Genomic DNA, 17,674 nt, shown 5'->3' on the forward strand with positions numbered 1-17,674 from the left:
CCGCCTCCGAATCGGCGACGGAGGGGGTGCGCTGGCGCGGAGCCGGTGCTAGGGAGGAGCTATGACCTCCACCGTTCCTCCGCTCCGTCGCCCGTCACCGGCCGCGCGCGCAGCACGCAAGGACCGTGTGCTCACGTGGGTCACGCTGTCCATCGCCGCGGTCATCTGCCTCGTGCTCGGTTTCGGTGCCGTCGCGATGGCGAACTCGTGGTGGACCGAGGAAGCACCCGTCGCCTCGGCCGACCAGCAGCTGCCCGACGGCCAATCCCGGTTCGATCAGGCGGGGCTCGACTTCCTGAATCGCCGGGGCCACGCGACGGTCGATGTGACCGCGTCGACCTCCGCCAGCGAACTCGGGCTCCCGGCCGCGGGGCAGACCCCGATCGACACGCTCGTGCCGATCTCGCTGGAGGTCCGCGGCGACGGCACGTCGCTGAAGTTCAGCGGGGTGTCGCGCTTCGAGCTCACCACGTCGGACGACATCGTGACGCGTGTGCAGGTGGTTCCCGCGGCGAGCGGGTCCTGGACGAGCATCTCGTCGGAGCTCGGTTCGCGCGCCGCGCAGTGGGGATGGTCCCAGGCGCAGCTCGACGCCCTGCGCGAGCAGGTGGGTGACGCCGCACGGAACGAGGGGTCCGCCTCCACCCTGTCCCTCCCGACGGTGACGCACGGCGGCATGAGCATCACCGCACAGGTCACCGCGAGCGACGGCACACTCAGCCTGGCGTACAACATCGGGCAGTGATCCGCCCTCGGTGCCGGGCCGCGCCGTTCAGGGAACACGGGATGCCACCGCGGTAGCATCCGGTGCGTCAGCCGTTGCGAAGGGTGTTCCGTGGTCCGTTGGTCTTCCGCCGTGGTCGCCCTCGTCGCGGTCGCGCTCGTCACCGTCGGCTGTTCGACCGCGGACGAGACTCCGCCGCCCGTGGTCGCACCCTCGAGCGTCGCGAACGCGTCGGCGAGCCCGCAGGCCCTGCCGCCGACCATGGTGTCGCCCGGCGATCTGAACGGCAAGAACGTCGCCGTCGTCATCGGGACGGCGCTCTCGGTCACTGTTCCGGACGGCACCGAGGACCAGTGGCGGGGAACCACGGATGACCCCACGATCGCCGAGTTCTCGGCCGGCGGGTCCGACGAGGGGGCGACCTTCCGCCCCGGCTTCATCGCGCGCAAGGTCGGCACGACGAAGGCGACGCTGACCGGACCGGATGGCACGGCGAGCGCCTTCACGATCTCGGTCGTCGCGCCCTGACGGAGTCGCAGCGCCGCCCGCGACTTCAGGATGCCAGCGTCCCCTCGAAGACGATCCTCGGGCGTTGCGTGATCTCGTCGGGCCAGACCCGGGCGCGCACGCCGTAGACGTCGGCGACGAGCTCGGGTGTCAGAACGTCGGTCGGACGTCCTGCGGCCACGACGGAACCGCGACGCAGCACGACGACCTGGTCGCAATAGGTCGCCGCGAGATTGAGGTCGTGGAGCGCGACGACGCTCGTCACCGGAAGCGCGGCGACGAGGGCGAGGATGTCGAGTTGATGGCGGATGTCGAGGTGGTTCGTCGGCTCGTCGAGGAGAAGTTCTCGCGGTCGCTGCGCGAGGGCACGCGCGATCTGTGCACGCTGGCGTTCGCCGCCCGAGAGCGTGTGCCAGTAACGGTCGGCTTTGTCGGTGAGCCCGACGCATGCGAGAGCCTCCTCCACGGCGGTGTCGTCATCCGTGCGGGCGCCGCCCCACATCGGGCGGTGCGGCGTGCGTCCGAGTCGGACGACGTCGCGCACGGTGATGTCGGCATCCGTTTCGGCGTGCTGCGTCACCACGGCGACCGACCGGGCGATCTCGCGGCGGGGCAGTTTCGGCAGGGGCGTGTCGTCGAGAAGCACCTCGCCGGCATCCGGTCTCGATGCTCCCTGCAGCAGACGCAGGAGCGAGGATTTGCCCGAGCCGTTCGGGCCGAGGAGCCCGACCGTCGCCCCCGGTACGGGGCGGAGCGAGACGCCATCGATGACGAGCGCACCACCGCGGGTCCAGCGCACGTCCCGTGCCTGCAGCGTCATGCGCGTCCCCGCCGGCGCAGGAGCAGGGCGACGAACACGGGGACACCGATGAGGGCTGTGCCCACCCCGACGGGCAGGGGAGTGGGCGCGAAGAGCGTGCGGCTCGCGGCATCCACCCACACCATGAAGATCGCCCCCGCGACGACAGCGACCGGCAGCACGCGGGCGTGCCGCTGACCGACGAGCAACCGCACGGCGTGGGGCACGACGAGGCCGACGAAGCCGACTGCTCCGACGACGCTCACGAGCGCGGCGGTGAGCAGGGCGGTGACGACCAGGAGTCCCACGCGCGTCCGGGCGACGGAGATGCCGAGGGACGACGCGACATCGTCGCCGAAGGCGAAGGCATCCAGAGATCGCGCCGAGAGCAGGCACACGAGCGTCCCCGTCGTCACGACGCTCGCACAGAGGGCCACGTCGTCCCAGCGCATCCCCTCGAGCGAGCCGAGCAGCCAGAACATCACCCCGCGCGTTTCGTCGGAGTCGGCCATCGCGAACACCACGAGCGACGTCACGGCTGAGAAGAACTGCGTGCTGGCCACGCCGGCGAGGACCACGCTCGACGTCCCGCCGGAGGTGAACCGCGCGAGCACCAGCACCAGGCCGAACGCGAGGAGCGCGCCGACGAACGCACCGCCGGACAGTCCCAGGATGCCGCCTCCGAGTCCGAGCACGCCGATCACGACCGCGCCCGTCGAGGCGCCCGAGGAGACGCCCAGAACGAAGGGCTCGGCAAGGGGGTTTCGCAGCAACGACTGCATCACCACACCGCACACGGACAGGCCGGCGCCGGCGCACGCGGCGACGAGCGCGCGAGGGAGGCGCTCCTCCCACACGATCGCGTTCTTCGCGGCCCGGACCGGCACATCGGGGAGGCCGAGGTTGTTGAGGAGGACATCTCGGACGTTCACAAGCGACACGTCGGCCGGACCGAGCGTGATCGCGACGCCGACCGAGAGGATCAGCGCGACGGTTCCGCCGAGCGTCAGGAGCAGACCGAGCGGAACGCGCGAGCGAACCGCGGCCGGCGCGCTCAGAGCGCGCTCCGGTTCTCGTCCCACCACGCGCGGATCTTCTCGAGTCCATCGACGAAACGGATCGAGGGGTTCATCTCGGCTCCGTGGAGCGCGATGAAGCGCTTCTCGCGCACGGCCGTCAGCGTCGAGGTCAGCGGATCGCTCTCGAGGAACGCGATCTTGTCGGCGAGGCGGTCGCCGGGGAAGCGGTCGCGCCGCAGATCGCCGAGGACGAGCACCGCCGGATCGGCATCCACGACGCTCTCCCACCCGACCGCGGGCCAGTCGTCGGTGCGGTCGGGGAAGGCGTTGATCATGCCCGTCGCGGCCGCCAGGCGCGCGGCCGCGCCGAGTCCGCCGGCGACGTACGGCGTCTTGGTGTCGGCGAACCAGAAGGCCACCGTCCGGCCGCCGAAATCGACGCCGTCCACGGCCGCGGCCGCGCGTTGCTGCAGCGAGGCGATGAGCGTCTCGCCGCGCGAGGGCACGTCGAAGATGGCGGCGAGGTCGCGGATCTCGCCGTAGAGCACGTCCTCGGTGAGCGCGATGGTCCGGGTGCCGCCGCCGTTGATGCTCACCGCGCCTTCGCAATCCGTGGGGGAGAGGTAGCTCGGGATGCCGGTTTCGGCGAACCGATCCCGGGTCGCGACGCCGCCCTGCGCGAAGTGGCGACCGAACGAAGCGGTCACGAAGTCGGGGTCGGCCCCGAGCACGACCTCGTACGACGGCGCGTTGTCCGAAAGGCGCGGGACCCGGGCGTTGTCGGCGGCCAGCGAGTCGAGCACCGGGTCGGTCCAGGATGCCGTGCCCACCATGCGTTCCGCCAGCCCCAGCGACAGCAGGATCTCGGTGGAGTTCTGATCCAATGAGACGATCCGCTCCGGCGGCGCCTCGACGGTCACCTCGCGTCCGCAGTTCTCCAGCGTCAGCGGGTAGGTGGTCTTCCCCTCCGCGCCGCTCGTGGGGGCGGCGGCGGAGACCGTTTCGCTTGCGCCGCAGCCGGTGAGCAGCGCGACGACGGCGACGACGACGGTGGGGACAGCGAGGGCGCGGGGCAGTGGCATCCGGGATCTCCGTGCGGTGAGGGGATAGGTGCGGCGCGAAGCCGTAGGTAAGGCTAGCCTCACCTATTTCGGGATGCGAGTTGGGTGGATGCTTCGAAGGCGTGGTATCACGGTCCGTTCAATCGTTGATATGTGTTGGTTTGTGTTGTAACGTGTGGGAATCTTCGAAGGGGATTCCGTGTACGCAATGGAGCGCCAGCAGCTCATCGAGCGCGAACTGCGCGAGATCGGACGCGTCAGCGTCGTCGACCTCGCTCGTCGTTTCGACGTCACCACCGAGACCGTTCGTCGCGACCTCGACCGCCTCGAGCAGACCGGCGCGCTGCGTCGCGTCCACGGGGGTGCGGTCGGCATCGACCGGGCGAGCACCACGGAGGTCTCGCTGTCGGAACGTCGACTTCGCCAGGGAGACGCGAAGCGCGCGATCGGCGCGGAAGCCGCTCGGCTGCTGAGCCCCGGGTTCCGCGGCTCGATCTTCATCGACGCCGGCACCACGCCCGCGGCCGTCGCCGCCGAACTCCCGCAGGTGCTGGGGGAGGGGAGCGACGTCGAGATCGTCACACACTCGCTCGAGGCCGCGCACCTGCTCGCGGGTGACGACCGCGTCTCGCTCACCGTGATCGGCGGCAAGGTCCGAGGGGTCACCGCCGCCGCGGTCGGCGCCCACACCGTGCGGTCGATCGGCGAGCTGCGCCCCGACATCGCCTTCGTGGGCACGAACGGACTGAGCGCCGGGTTCGGCCTCAGCACCCCCGACCCGGAGGAAGCGGCGGTCAAGACCGCGATCATCCGGGCGGCGCGCCGCGTCGTCGTGGTCGCCGACACCGCCAAGTTCGGCGAGGAGCTGCTCGTGCGGTTCGCCCGCCTCGACGAGATCGACGTGCTCGTCACCGACGGCACGCCGCCCGATGCGCTCGCCCAGGCCCTGGCCGACGCGGATGCCGAGGTGCGTGTCGCATGATCGTCACCCTCACCGCCAACCCGTCGGCCGACCGCGCCGTGCAGCTCACCGGCCCGCTCGTGCCGGGCGAGGTGCAGCGCGCCGAGTCGTCTCGAGAGGATGCCGGGGGCAAGGGCGTCAACGTCGCCCGAGTCGTTTCCGCCGCCGGCGCCCCCTGCGCGCGCCGTCGTCCCCGTGAACGACCACGACCCGTACCGTCTGCTCCTGGACGACGCCGGGGTCGACCTCGAGATCGTGCCCGTCGAGGGGCGCGTGCGCGCCAACCTCACGATCACGGATCCGCGGGGCGAGACGACCAAGCTCAACCTCCCCGGTGCCGAGCTCTCCGCAGCCGAGGCCGCGGCGCTCACGGCCGGTGTGGTCGCGGCTGCCGAGAACGCGACGTGGCTCGTGCTCGCCGGGTCGCTGCCGCCGGGCGTTCCGGTGACGTTCTACGCCGACCTCATCGCCGCGGTGCGCGAGCGCTGGGGCGCGGGCGCACCGCGCATCGCGGTCGACGCCTCGGGCGCGGCCCTGGCCGCCGTCGTCGAGACCGCGCGCCCCGACCTCATCAAGCCCAACCACGAGGAGCTCGCCGAACTCGTCGGCGAGGATGCCACGACCGACGCGGACGTCATCGCCGAGGCCGCGCGGCGCGCGGCCGCTCTAGTGCCCGAGCGGGTGGCATCCGCTCTCGTGACCCTCGGGGCGGACGGCGCGCTGCTCTTCGCCGCCGACGGCGCGTGGCGCGGACGCGCCCCGAGAATCCAGGTCGCGAGCACGGTCGGCGCGGGCGACAGCTCGCTCGCCGGTTATCTGCTCGCCGACCTCGAGGGGGCTACCGCCCCCGACCGACTCGCCCGCAGCATCGCGTACGGCGCGGCCGCGGCGACTCTGCCGGGGACGCAAGCCCCGACACCGGCCGATCTGCCTGCGGGGCCGATCGCCGTGACCGTTTTCCCCACCCCCACCGCAGAACACTGACCACGAAAGGTCACCGAACCATGTCCGACATCATCACACCGGAGCTCGTCAGCCTCGACGCGCCCCTGGGGACCGACAAGCAGTCGGTCATCCGTGCTCTGGCCGAGCGCGTCGTCGCGCAGGGCCGCGCGACGAGCGCCCAGGAACTCTTCGACGACGCATGGGCGCGCGAACAGAAGGACGAGACCGGCCTCCCCGGCGGCATCGGAATCCCGCACGCCCGCAGCGCCTCGGTCACCGAGCCGACGCTGGCGTTCGCCCGCCTGACCCCCGGCGTGGACTTCGGCGCGCCCGACGGCCCCGCCGACATCGTGTTCCTCATCGCCGCTCCCGCGGGCGCGGACGAGGCACACCTCGCGGTGCTGTCGCAGCTCGCCCGCAGCCTCATGAAGCCGGAGTTCACCGGCGGGCTCCGGGCCGCGGCGACCCCGACCGACGCGGTCCGGATCATCACGGATGCCATCACCCCGGCATCCGCTCCTGCCGAGGCCGCGGCTGCCGCGGCGCCGGCTGCCACTCGCGCCGAGGCCCGCACGGCGACGGCCACGAAGACGACGAAGATCGTCGCCGTCACGGCCTGCGCGACGGGCATCGCGCACACGTTCATGGCGGCGGACGCACTCACCGCCGCCGGCCTCGAGGCCGACGGTGTCGAGCTCGTCGTCGAACCGCAGGGGTCCAGCGGCTACAAGGCCCTGCCGCAGAGCGTCATCGACGACGCCGACGCCGTGATCTTCGCCGTCGACGTCGACGTGCGCGAACCGCAGCGCTTCGCGGGCAAGCCCGTCGTCCGCGCCGGCGTGAAGCGCGGCATCGAGCAACCGAAGCAGCTCATCGCCGAAGCCGTCGCCGCCGTCTCGAACCCGAACGCTCCGCGTGTCCAGGGCGGTGCGGCCGCGGCATCCGCGTCCGACGCTCCCGTCGCGCAGCAGTCGGTCGGGCGTCGCATCCAGCGCTGGCTGCTCACCGGCGTCAGCTACATGATCCCGTTCGTCGCCGGCGGCGGCCTGCTCATCGCGCTCGGCTTCCTGCTCGGCGGCTACCAGGTCACGAAGGACGCCGCGAACGTCATCATCCAGAACTCGCTGTGGGACCTCCCCACCGAGAACCTGACCTCGCCGCTCGGCCCGCTCGGCCAGTACCTCGGCTCGGTCGCCTTCATGATCGGTGCGACGTCGATGGGCTTCATCGTCGCTGTGCTCGCGGGCTTCATCGCCTACGCGATCGCCGACCGCCCGGGTATCGCCCCCGGTTTCGTCGCGGGCGCCGTCGCGGTGCTCATGAACGCCGGCTTCATCGGCGGCATCATCGGCGGTCTGCTCGCCGGCTTCATCGCCTGGTGGCTCGGCCGCTTCGACGCTCCGCGCTGGCTCCGCGGCCTCATGCCGGTCGTGATCGTGCCGTTCCTCGGCTCCATCTTCGCCTCGGGTCTGATGATCCTCTTCCTCGGTCGCCCGATCGCCGCCCTGATGGCCGCCCTCACCGAGGGGCTCACATCGCTCGCCTCCTCGGGCGCCGGGGCGATCCTGCTCGGCGTGATCCTGGGCCTCATGATGTGCTTCGACCTCGGTGGACCTGTCAACAAGGTGGCCTACGTCTTCGCGACGACGGGCCTGGCCGCGGCCAGCCAGACCAACACCGCGCCGTACCTCATCATGGCCGCGGTCATGGCCGCAGGCATGGTGCCGCCGCTCGCTATGGCGCTGGCCTCCACGGTCCTCGCCCGCCCGAAGTTCACGCCGGTCGAGCGTGAGAACGGTGCCGCCGCGTGGCTGCTGGGTGCGTCGTTCATCTCCGAGGGTGCCATCCCGTTCGCCGCGGCCGACCCGCTGCGCGTCATCCCCGCCTCGATGGTGGGCGGTGCCGTCACCGGCGGCCTCAGCATGTGGCTGAGCGTCCAGTCTTTCGCCCCGCACGGCGGCATCTTCGTCCTGTTCGCGATCAGCCCGTGGTGGGGTTTCCTCCTGGCGATCGTCGCGGGTACCGTCGTGACGGCGCTGATCGTCGTCGCCCTCAAGGGCATCGGTCGCAGCACCAAGGACGCCGCCGTCGAAGAGGCTGCTCCCGCAGTCCCCGTCGCCGCCTAACACCCCGTCGAATCGGAAGGATTCACCATGGCAGAACGTCAGGCCACCATCGCCAGCAGCTCGGGTCTCCACGCCCGCCCCGCGAAGCTCTTCGTGCAGGCCGTGCAGGAGAAGAAGGTGCCCGTCACCATCTCTGCCGCGGGCGGACCGGACCTCAACGCCGGCAGCATCCTCTCGCTCATGGGCCTCGGCGCTGGACACGGCACCGTCGTGACGCTCAAGGCCGAGGGCGAGGGCGCCGAGCAGGCGCTCGACGAGCTCGTCGAGCTCCTCGAGACCGACCTCGACGCGCAGTAAGCGCTCCGCGCCCCGCCCCCTCGTCACAGCGATAAACGCGATCCACGGCCGGAAACGCGTTGACACGCCGTTTCCTCCCGTGGATCGCGTTTCTCGCGGGGGACGGGGGACGCAAGAACACCGGATGCCACGAGCCCAGGGGGCCGTGGCATCCGGTGTTCTCGCGCGCGGCGGGGTCAGACCTCGGTCGAATCCCCGGGGCCGAGGTCGACGAACGCGCCGCCGTTCTGCTCGACGGCCCACGTGAGGCGGGCGTCGCCCATCTGCTTCCCGGCGACCGAGAGCGTCATGTCGTGGGTCGCGAACAGACGCGCGGGCTTGACGGCCAGCACGTAGTCGATCGCTTCGGAGATCTTCAGCCACGGCGCACCCACCGGGGCAGCGAGGAGCGCGACGTGCGCCCCCTTCGGGACCGTGTACGAGTCGCCGGGGTAGAAGAACGCGTCGTTCACCAGGACGCCGACGTTGTCGACGATCGGGATCGACGAGTGGATCTCGGCGTGCTTGCCGCCGAAGAACTCCAGGTGGAACGGTCCGAGGTCGAGCGTGTCACCGGGGTGCACCGCGGTGACGTCGAACCCCGCGGCCGCCTTCTGCACGCCCTCGGGACCGTAGATCGGCACACCCGGGTGCGCCTTCTGGAGCCGCGTGAGGTGTTCGGGCGTCCAGTGGTCGGGGTGCTCGTGGGTGATGACGACACCGACCAGCCCGGTGAGCTCCTCGAGCGGCGAGGTGAAGACGCCGGGGTCGATGACGAGGGTGTGTCCAGCCTCGGTGAGGACGAGGGAGGCGTGTTCGTGTTTGGTGACCTGCATGCGCTCGAGTCAACTCCGCGCCGGGGGAGCGTGCAACCGCTGGACGACGAGTCATCGGGATGCCACAGGTGAACGTCGCGGGTCGAGTCACGCGTTCCTCTTCCCTCCGGGCGGCGCGCGCGGTACGGTGGGCCGGACACGCCCGGGCTGCGAGTCATTCGCGGCCCGATTTGTCGTGCGCGGCATCCGTAGTGCATACTTGAACGGTTGCGACGCGGCCCCATCGTATAGCGGCCTAGTACGCCGCCCTCTCACGGCGGTAACGCGGGTTCGAATCCCGCTGGGGTCACCAACATGAGAAAAGCCTCGACCGAATGGTCGGGGCTTTTCTCATGTCCGGGTGGCGCTTGCCCGTGCGGGTTGGGCCCCGACCCTCCGCGGAGTCGGGGCCGCCAGCGTCCTACGCCTCGTGCGACCCCCGACGCCTCCGCACGATGCGACGGACACCCCAGACGATCAGCACGACCACCGCGGCCACGGCGATCCAGGGGAGCAGGAACCCGAGGCCGATCACGACGCCGTTGAGTGTCGCGATGAGGCCGTTCCAGCCGGCGACCAGGCCGTCGCCGAACCCGGCCGGGTCGGCGGCCACGGTCTGCGAACGCACGTTCAGCTGCACGTTCAGCGACGACATCGCCACCTGCGACTCGATCGAGGTCAGCACCGAGCGGTCGGAGTCCAGCTGCGCCTGGCGGTCGGCGAGCGCGGATTCGGCCGCGATGAGGTCCGACACCGACGAGGCCTGAGCCATCAGTTCGGTCAGACGAGCGACGGATGCCTCGCCGGCGGCGACCCGGGCTCGGAGATCGACCGTCTGCTCGGTGACGTCCGAGCGGTTCACGCTCGTCGCGGTGACATCGCCGACGGCGGACAGGCCGTCCATCACGCTCTGCAGGGAGGTCGCCGGCACCCGCACGGTGATCCACCCGGATGAGACCGCCTCCGGCTGGACGACCTTGCCGTCGAGCGGGACCACGCCGTATCCGCCGCCGACCTGCGACGACTCCACGTAGCCGCCGGCGGAGGTCGCGGCATCCGTGATCCGGGTGATCGCCGCGCGCACGTCGTCGACCTCCACGGTGCTGGAGCCGGTGGCGACGATGTCGCGCGTGCCGTTCGTCGACGACGTGGCGGAACCCGACGCCGCCGAGGAATCGGCCGAGCCGCCGGCCGATCCGCCCGCGACACCCTGGGGGGCGAGCGGCGCGCTCATGTCGCGCGTGCCGGCCTCGGTGCCCATACCGGGGTCCACGGCACCTCCGACGGCCGACACGGACGATCCGGACGTGCCGCTCGAGGTGGTCAGTGCCGGCCCGACGACGGCCGCGACGACGAGCACCGCGGCTGCGGCACCGACGCCCGTCCAGGCGGTGCGGCGGCGCCGACGCCGGGTTGCGCGCTCGTGCGCGATCCGGGCGAACACGACCGACTCCATGGCATCCACGCGATCGGCGCGGACCGGGGGAAGGCTGGGGGTGGTCATGGGGTCTCCGTCTCCATCGCGGTAGCGCGCACCCGGGAACGGATGCGGGAGAGGCGGTTGCGTACGGTGCCGTGCGAGACGCCGAGCGACTCGGCCGCGGCCTGATAGCCGTATCCCTCCGCCGCGCAGAGCCGGAAGATCTCCCGGTCGAGGTCGCCGAGTCCCTCGACGGCGGCGAGGATCGCCGCCACCGTCTCGGCTTCGACGACCTGCTTCTCGACGTCGATCAGCGCGGGGATCCGCTCGTCGAGCTCGGCGGTCTCGCCGTGCCGGCGACGCGACCGTAAGCGGTTCTGCGCCTGCAGGCGGCAGACCGTCGCGAGCCAGGGGAGCAGGGACACCCCCTCCAGCCGTAGCTTCGGGATCTTCCGCCAAGCGACGACGAACGTGTCCTGCACGACGTCCTCCGCGTCCGTCTCGTCGTGGACGAGTCCGAACGCGATCCAGTACACCGGCCGCACGTACGCGCGGTACAGCGATCGGAACGCGGCGTCCGACCCGCCGGCGGCGCGCGCGACGAGCGCCCTGTCGTCGATGACGTCGTCGGTCATGGCATCCGTTCCCTCGTCCGCACCCGTGCGAGCACTCTCTCATTGAGAGGTGTCCGCTCGCGCGAGATCGTCTCATACCCGATTCCGGACCGGATGCCGAGCCGCCCGGGCCCGTCGATAGACTTCAGCGTTCCCCCGAACGAAAGGCCCGCCATGGAGCTGCAGCTGGACCCCGTGTTCCAGACGGTCACCCTCGTGGTGCTCGTGCTGGTCCTCGCCGCGGATCTGCTGATCATCCTCGCGCGCCCGCACATTCCCTCGCCCAAGGAATCGGCGCTGTGGGTCGTGTTCTACGTCGTGCTGGCTCTGGCGTTCGCCGGGATCCTGGTGATCGTGGGCGGGGGAGAGGTGGCCGGGCAGTTCGTGGCCGGCTGGCTCACCGAGTACAGCCTCTCGATCGACAACCTGTTCGTCTTCGTGCTGATCATGAGTCAGTTCTCGGTGCCCCGGCGCTACCAGCAGCAGGTGCTGATGGTCGGCATCATCATCTCGCTCGTCCTCCGCGCGGTGTTCATCCTCGTGGGTGCGACGATCATCGAGAACTTCAGCCCGATCTTCTATCTGTTCGGGGCGTTCCTGATTTACACCGCGATCCGCCAGGCCTTCCCGGGCGGCGATCACGAGGACGACACGCAGCGCGAGAACCTCATCGTCCGCATGCTGCGCCGGGTGCTGCCGATCGCCGACTCGTACGACGGCCGGAAGGTACTGACGCGGGTCGAGGGCAAGCGCGTGTTCACGCCCATGATCATCGTGTTCGCGGCGATCGGGGTGACCGATCTGCTGTTTGCGATCGACTCGATCCCCGCGATCTTCGGCATCACGGAGAGCCCGTTCATCGTGTTCACGGCGAACCTCTTCGCGCTCATGGGGCTGCGCCAGCTGTACTTCCTGCTCGGTGACCTGCTCGAGCGCCTCCGCTTCCTGCACTACGGCATCGCGTTCATCCTCGCGTTCATCGGCGTGAAGCTGATCCTGCACGCGCTGCACGTGAACGAGCTGCCGTTCCTCAACGGCGGCGAGCCGATCGAGTGGGCGCCGGAGATCTCGACGTGGATCTCGCTCGCCGTCATCGTGCTGTCGATGGCCGTCGCGACGATCGCCAGCCTGACGATCCCGAAGAAGGCCGACGCGAAGGACTGACCGCCGCGTCGCTACGGGGGCATGTCCCACGATGTGCCGGTTTCGGCGGCGATTCCTGCACGAAGTGGGACATCATCGCGCGCTGCCCGTCGCTACGGGGGCATGTCCCACTATGTGCCGGTTTCGGCGGCGATTCCCGCACGAAGTGGGACATCATCGCGCGCTGCCCGTCGCGGCCAAAGGCATGTCCCACTATGTGCAGGTTTCGGCGGCGGTTTCTGCACGAAGTGGGACACGACGCGACGCGCGCGCTGCGCGGGTCAGAACGCGCGGAGGTTCGCCCCGAGTCCGCCCTCGACGTACTCCTCGCGCAGGATGCCACGGCGACGGAGGATCGGCACGAGGTCGTCCAGCAGCCGGTGCACGGTGACCGGGTGCAGGTCGCCCCACAGGAGGACGCCGTCGTTGCCCCAATCGCCGAGCTCCTCGATGCGGTCGGCGAACTCCTCCGCCGTGCCGACGAAGCCCGAGCCGTCGTTCAGGCGCCCGAGGCGCGCGTGCGCGGCGAGGATCGCGCGCAGGGGAGCGTCGGGCTCGTGCTTCCCGACCAAGCGGCGGATGCTGCCCTCCGACACGTGCTCGCCGAAGATCCCGCGGTCGAGCGGCGCGTCCAGGTCGAGACCGGTGAGGTCGGTCTCGAGGTCGCTCGACTGCTTGCGAGCGATCGTGAGCAGGGCCGCGTCGTCCGGATCCGTGGATGCCGCGACCAGGCGGTCGGCCTCCTCCGGCGACGACACGAGCACCGGCTGGATGGCGAACAGGATCTTCACGTCGCTCGGCGCGCGGCCGGCGGCTTCGGCGGCGGCGTGAATGCGTGACCGGTAAGCGCGGATGCTCTGCTCGTCGAGCGGCGCGAGGGCCAGCTGCACGTCCGAGTTGCGCCCGGCGAACGCGAGGCCACGGCCCGAGCCGCCGGGGGAGACGATCGCGGGTTCGCCGTCGGTGAACGGCACGGCGTTGAGCGGACCGTCGAAGCCGAAGTACTCGCCGCGGTGCGGCGTCGCCGCGAGGCGCGTGCCGTCCGCGTAGACGCCGGTCTCCTCGTCCTCGACGAGCGCGCCGTCGCCCCAGCTCCGCCACAGCTCGCGCAGTCCGTCGACCCACTCCTCGGCGCGGTCGTAGGCGGCGTCGTGACCGAGTTGCGGAGCCGTCGAGAAGTGCCGCGCGCTGCCGGTGTCGGTCACGATGTTGAGTCCGAGTCGGTGGCCGCTGAGGTGCTGGAGCGTCGCGAACTGGCGAGCGGCCGTGTACGGCAGGTACGCGGCGGGGTTCACCGTGGGCACGACGCCGAGGTGCTGCGTCGCGGCGAACAGGTACGGAGCCAGCAGGAGCGGATCGTGCTTGGGGCCGCCGAACGCGTGCCGGACGCGCAGGTCGATCGTCTCGGCGCTGCCGAGCGAGGGCGCGTCCTCGATGATGAGGAGGTCGAAGCCCGCCTGCTCGAGCGTGCGCGCGGAGTCCTGGTACAGCCCCGGTTCCGTCCACCGGTGGTTCCAGCGGAGGTACGGGTGCCCCCACCCGTGCGGGCCGAAGCCGCGGGCGAGGAACCAGCCGAAGTGCTGCAGCCGGCTCACGCGTTGACGACCTCGCGCGCGCCGTCGGCATCCACGAACTCGTCGAGGGGAATGGATGCCGTGCCCTCGAGAGCCTGAGCGAGGTCCCCGATGATGTCGTCGACGTCCTCGATGCCGATCGAGAGGCGGATCGTGCCGGGGAACACCCCGGCACGCTCGCGCTCCGCCGCGGTCCGAGCGGAGTGGCTGGTGCTCTGCGGGTGCAGCACGAGCGTGCGGACGTCGCCGAGGTGAGTCATGTGCGTGATGAGGCGTACCGACTGCACGAGGTGACGCGCGGCCTCGAGCCCGCCGCGAAGGGTCACCGTGAACACCGAGCCGCTGCCGCGCGTCAGGTACCGGCGACCGAGCTCGTGGTGCGGGTGCGAGGGAAGACCGACGTAGTCGACGCGCTCGACCTCGGGCCGCGTCTCGAGCCACTGCGCGACCGCGAGCGCGTTGGCGGACTGCCGCTCGACCCGCAGGCTCAGCGTCTCCACGCCCTGGCCGATGAGGAAGGCGTTGAGCGGCGACGGCGACGGGCCGAAGCGCGGCGCGACGCTCTCGCGCAGGTACTGCCCGCGGGCGCGTCGGCCGTACTTCTCGGCGTAGCTCGCACCGCCGAGTCGGTCGGTCTGCACGAGGTGGGGGAAGAGATGACCGGATGCCGCCGCGTCGAAGCGTCCGTCGTCGACGATGACGCCACCGAGCACGGCACCCTGCCCGGCGAGGAACTTGCTCGCCGAGTGCACGACGATCGCGGCGCCGTGCTCGATCGGCCGTAGGAGGTACGGGGTGGTGAACGTGCTGTCGACGACGAGCGGAACGCCGCGCTCGGCACCGATCGCCGCGACGGCGGCGACGTCGAGCACGTCGTTGCGTGCGTTCGAGAGGGTCTCCGCGAAGAGGGCCTTGGTCCGCGGCGTGATCGCGGCGCGCCACGCGGCGAGGTCCGAGGTGTCGACGAAGGTCGCCTGGATGCCGAGCCGCGCGAAGTTGTCGAGGAGGAGACCGCGCGTGCCCTCGTAGATGTGCTCGGACACGACGATGTGGTCGCCGGCATCCAGGAGTCCGAGGAGAGCGACGGTGACCGCCGCCTGACCGCTCGAGACGAGGATCGCCTGGTCGCCGCCCTCGAGCGACGCGATGCGCTCCTCGACGGCCTGCACCGTCGGGTTGCCGGTACGGGTGTACCCGAAGCCGCTGCCGGTGGCGAAGTGCGCCGCCGACTCGTCGAGGTCGGAGAACGTGAAGCCGGCCGTCAGGTAGATCGGCGTCGCGCGCGGCGAGGCGGGCGCGACGGACGTCCCCACGTGCACCTGACGGGTCGAGAACCCGGTGTCATCCTGCGCGCTCATGCGGCACTCTCCTTCCAACGGCGTCGCCACAGGCTCGCACGTGCGCCCCGCCGCCGACGAAATGTGCGGCGCCGTGTTACGCGGGGAGGGGCCCGCGGCCCGGTGGTATCGTGGCGAGGTGCGGATCGCCGGCCTCCTCCTTAGCGGCCGCGACGAGACCTTGTTCTAGGCCTTTCTCGTCGCGGAGTTCGTCGCGGGCCTCACATCCCATCCGAGGAGAAACGCAAGTCTCATGAGCACGACATCGATCGACGGCATCCACATTCCCGATCGCCCCCGGACCCTGGCGGAGAAGGTCTGGGACGACCACCTGGTCGTCAAGGGCGAGGACGGTCAGCCCGATCTCATCTACATCGACCTCCACCTGGTGCACGAGGTCACGAGCCCGCAGGCGTTCGACGGTCTGCGCGCCGAGGGCCGTCCGGTCCGCCGCCTCGACCTGACGATCGCGACGGAGGACCACAACACTCCGACGCTCGACATCGACAAGCCGATCGCCGACCTCACCAGCCGCACCCAGATCGAGACGCTGCGCCGCAACGCCGACGAGTTCGGCGTCCGCATCCACTCGCTGGGTGACAAGGAGCAGGGCATCGTCCACGTCGTCGGGCCGCAGCTCGGCCTCACGATGCCCGGCATCACGGTGGTGTGCGGCGACAGCCACACCTCGACGCACGGCGCCTTCGGTGCGATGGCCTTCGGCATCGGCACGAGCGAGGTCGAGCACGTCCTGGCGACGCAGACGCTGCCGCTCAAGCCGTTCAAGACCATGGCGATCACGGTCGAAGGGGAGCTGAAGCCCGGCGTCACGGCGAAGGACATCATCCTCGCGATCATCGCCAAGATCGGTGCGAACGGCGGCCAGGGCTACGTGCTCGAGTTCCGCGGCAGTGCGATCCGCTCCCTGTCGATGGAGGGACGCATGACGATGTGCAACATGTCGATCGAGGCCGGCGCCCGCGCGGGCATGATCGCGCCCGACGAGACGACCTTCGCGTACGTGAAGGACAAGCCGCACGCGCCGCAGGGTCAGGACTGGGACGACGCCGTCGCCTACTGGCGGACGCTCCCGAGCGATGAGGGCGCTGTCTACGACGCCGAGGTGTTCCTCGACGCGAACGAGCTCGAGCCCTTCGTCACCTGGGGAACCAACCCCGGTCAGGGCGTCTCGCTGTCGGACGTCGTCCCGACACCGGCCGAGATCGCCGACGCGAACGAGCGTGCCGCCGCCGAGCGCGCGCTGGAGTACATGGCGCTCGAGCCCGGCACGCCCATGAAGGACATCCCCGTGGATGCCGTCTTCATGGGCTCGTGCACCAACAGCCGCATCGAAGACCTGCGTGCCTTCGCCTCCGTCATCCGTGGCCGCACCAAGGCCGAGAACGTCCGGGTCATGGTCGTTCCCGGATCCGCGCGCGTGCGCCTGGAGGCCGAGGCCGAGGGTCTCGACAAGGTCTTCACCGAGTTCGGCGCCGAGTGGCGCTTCGCCGGCTGCTCGATGTGCCTGGGCATGAACCCCGACCAGCTCGCTCCGGGTGAGCGCTGCGCGTCCACGTCCAACCGCAACTTCGAGGGCCGCCAGGGCAAGGGCGGACGCACGCACCTGGTTTCGCCGCTGGTCGCGGCGGCGACCGCCGTGCGCGGGACGCTCTCGAGCCCGTCGGACCTCGAGCCGCTGCCCGCTGCAATCGCCACGACCGGGGCGGAGGCCTGACATGGAGAAGTTCACCACGCACACCGGAATCGTGGCGCCGCTGAAGCGCTCGGCCGTCGACACCGACCAGATCATCCCTGCCGTGTACCTCAAGCGCGTCACCAAGACGGGCTTCGAGGACGCGCTGTTCGCGAACTGGCGACAGGACCCCGAGTTCGTCCTGAATCAGGATGCCTACCGCTCGGCATCCATTCTCGTGGCGGGCCCCGACTTCGGCACCGGATCCAGCCGCGAGCACGCCGTGTGGGCGCTCCGCGACTACGGCTTCCGCGTCGTCCTGAGCCCCAAGTTCGCCGACATCTTCCGCGGCAACTCGGGCAAGCAGGGCCTGGTCACGGGCGTGATCGGCGAGGACGACGTGGAGCGCATCTGGGCCGCAGCCGAGGCGCAGCCGGGCGTCGAGATGACGGTCGATCTGGAGGCGCGAACCGCCACACTCGGCGACCTCCGAGTCTCGTTCGACATCGACGATTACACTAGGTGGCGGCTTCTCGAAGGGCTCGACGACATCGGGCTCACCCTGCGCAACGAAGACAAGATTTCGCAGTTCGAGGCGCGCCGCGAGGCATGGCGGCCGCGGACCCTTCCGGTCCGCTAAGCCCGGTCGGCCCGATCGGG

General features: G+C 70.6%; 16 protein-coding genes, 1 tRNA gene and 1 pseudogene. 10 read left to right on the plus strand and 8 right to left on the minus strand.

The genetic code is table 11. From position 1 onward, the window contains the following. Positions 1-61 precede the first annotated feature (61 nt). A complete protein-coding gene (locus RKD05_RS14090) occupies positions 62-745 on the plus strand; it encodes a hypothetical protein (RefSeq protein ID WP_424710904.1) in 684 nt (227 codons plus the stop codon). 90 nt (positions 746-835) lie between these two features. Then, the gene (locus tag RKD05_RS14095; protein ID WP_424710905.1) at positions 836-1,252 is read left to right on the plus strand and encodes a hypothetical protein; all 417 of its coding nucleotides are present in this window, start codon (positions 836-838) and stop codon (positions 1,250-1,252) included. Between the two features lie 25 nt (positions 1,253-1,277). On the opposite strand, the gene RKD05_RS14100 is transcribed toward RKD05_RS14095, so the two are convergent. From RKD05_RS14100 to RKD05_RS14110, 3 genes are read right to left on the minus strand one after another with little or no spacing between them, the layout of a single operon-like run. Beyond that, positions 1,278-2,051, minus strand: a complete 774-nt coding sequence (locus tag RKD05_RS14100; protein ID WP_424710907.1) for an ABC transporter ATP-binding protein — start codon at positions 2,049-2,051, stop codon at positions 1,278-1,280. Beyond that, positions 2,048-3,115 (minus strand): FecCD family ABC transporter permease, encoded by a 1,068-nt coding sequence (locus RKD05_RS14105; RefSeq protein WP_424710908.1) that lies wholly within the window; start codon positions 3,113-3,115, stop codon positions 2,048-2,050. Before RKD05_RS14105 ends, RKD05_RS14100 begins: the two co-directional genes overlap by 4 nt. After that, on the minus strand, positions 3,085-4,131 hold the full coding sequence (locus RKD05_RS14110; RefSeq protein ID WP_424710910.1) for an ABC transporter substrate-binding protein: 1,047 nt from the start codon (positions 4,129-4,131) through the stop codon (positions 3,085-3,087). Before RKD05_RS14110 ends, RKD05_RS14105 begins: the two co-directional genes overlap by 31 nt. Before the next feature lie 178 nt (positions 4,132-4,309). Between RKD05_RS14110 and RKD05_RS14115 the strand changes: the two genes are divergently transcribed. From RKD05_RS14115 to RKD05_RS14130, 4 genes and pseudogenes are all read left to right on the plus strand, one after another. Beyond that, positions 4,310-5,092 (plus strand): DeoR/GlpR family DNA-binding transcription regulator, encoded by a 783-nt coding sequence (locus RKD05_RS14115; RefSeq protein WP_026095854.1) that lies wholly within the window; start codon positions 4,310-4,312, stop codon positions 5,090-5,092. Then, positions 5,089-6,055: pseudogene (locus tag RKD05_RS14120) on the plus strand (1-phosphofructokinase family hexose kinase). Before RKD05_RS14115 ends, RKD05_RS14120 begins: the two are co-directional and overlap by 4 nt. A gap of 20 nt (positions 6,056-6,075) precedes the next feature. Then, complete coding sequence (locus tag RKD05_RS14125) at positions 6,076-8,142, plus strand: PTS fructose transporter subunit IIABC (RefSeq protein ID WP_424710911.1); 2,067 nt, start codon at positions 6,076-6,078, stop codon at positions 8,140-8,142. 27 nt (positions 8,143-8,169) lie between these two features. Further along, the gene (locus tag RKD05_RS14130; RefSeq protein ID WP_424710913.1) at positions 8,170-8,439 is read left to right on the plus strand and encodes an HPr family phosphocarrier protein; all 270 of its coding nucleotides are present in this window, start codon (positions 8,170-8,172) and stop codon (positions 8,437-8,439) included. 176 nt (positions 8,440-8,615) lie between these two features. Here RKD05_RS14130 and RKD05_RS14135 read toward each other — a convergent pair whose 3' ends face one another. After that, the gene (locus RKD05_RS14135) at positions 8,616-9,254 is read right to left on the minus strand and encodes an MBL fold metallo-hydrolase (protein WP_424710915.1); all 639 of its coding nucleotides are present in this window, start codon (positions 9,252-9,254) and stop codon (positions 8,616-8,618) included. 216 nt (positions 9,255-9,470) lie between these two features. Here RKD05_RS14135 and RKD05_RS14140 point away from each other — a divergent pair. Beyond that, positions 9,471-9,546 (plus strand) — tRNA-Glu (locus tag RKD05_RS14140). Between the two features lie 108 nt (positions 9,547-9,654). Here RKD05_RS14140 and RKD05_RS14145 read toward each other — a convergent pair. Together RKD05_RS14145 and RKD05_RS14150 are read right to left on the minus strand one after the other, a co-directional pair. Next, positions 9,655-10,737, minus strand: a complete 1,083-nt coding sequence (locus RKD05_RS14145) for a DUF4349 domain-containing protein (protein ID WP_424710916.1) — start codon at positions 10,735-10,737, stop codon at positions 9,655-9,657. Further along, positions 10,734-11,288: an RNA polymerase sigma factor gene (locus tag RKD05_RS14150; protein WP_424710917.1), complete on the minus strand. Its 555-nt coding sequence runs from the start codon at positions 11,286-11,288 to the stop codon at positions 10,734-10,736. The genes RKD05_RS14145 and RKD05_RS14150 overlap by 4 nt, the downstream gene beginning before the upstream one ends. Before the next feature lie 153 nt (positions 11,289-11,441). Between RKD05_RS14150 and RKD05_RS14155 the strand changes: the two genes are divergently transcribed. Next, positions 11,442-12,431, plus strand: coding sequence for a TerC family protein (locus RKD05_RS14155; protein WP_424710919.1), 990 nt, complete (start codon positions 11,442-11,444; stop codon positions 12,429-12,431). Between the two features lie 260 nt (positions 12,432-12,691). On the opposite strand, the gene RKD05_RS14160 is transcribed toward RKD05_RS14155, so the two are convergent. Then, positions 12,692-14,005, minus strand: coding sequence for an LLM class flavin-dependent oxidoreductase (locus RKD05_RS14160; protein ID WP_424710920.1), 1,314 nt, complete (start codon positions 14,003-14,005; stop codon positions 12,692-12,694). Beyond that, the gene (locus RKD05_RS14165) at positions 14,002-15,342 is read right to left on the minus strand and encodes an O-acetylhomoserine aminocarboxypropyltransferase/cysteine synthase family protein (RefSeq protein ID WP_424710922.1); all 1,341 of its coding nucleotides are present in this window, start codon (positions 15,340-15,342) and stop codon (positions 14,002-14,004) included. The genes RKD05_RS14160 and RKD05_RS14165 overlap by 4 nt, the downstream gene beginning before the upstream one ends. A 232-nt stretch (positions 15,343-15,574) precedes the next feature. Between RKD05_RS14165 and leuC the strand changes: the two genes are divergently transcribed. Next, positions 15,575-17,056 (plus strand): 3-isopropylmalate dehydratase large subunit, encoded by a 1,482-nt coding sequence (gene leuC / locus RKD05_RS14170; protein ID WP_424710923.1) that lies wholly within the window; start codon positions 15,575-15,577, stop codon positions 17,054-17,056. A gap of 1 nt (position 17,057) precedes the next feature. Next, the gene (gene leuD, locus RKD05_RS14175) at positions 17,058-17,654 is read left to right on the plus strand and encodes a 3-isopropylmalate dehydratase small subunit (protein ID WP_063257522.1); all 597 of its coding nucleotides are present in this window, start codon (positions 17,058-17,060) and stop codon (positions 17,652-17,654) included. The last annotated feature ends 20 nt before the right edge of the window (positions 17,655-17,674 follow it).

The organism is Microbacterium sp. SLBN-111, assembly GCF_049739645.1.
Classification (GTDB): Bacteria; Actinomycetota; Actinomycetes; order Actinomycetales; family Microbacteriaceae; genus Microbacterium.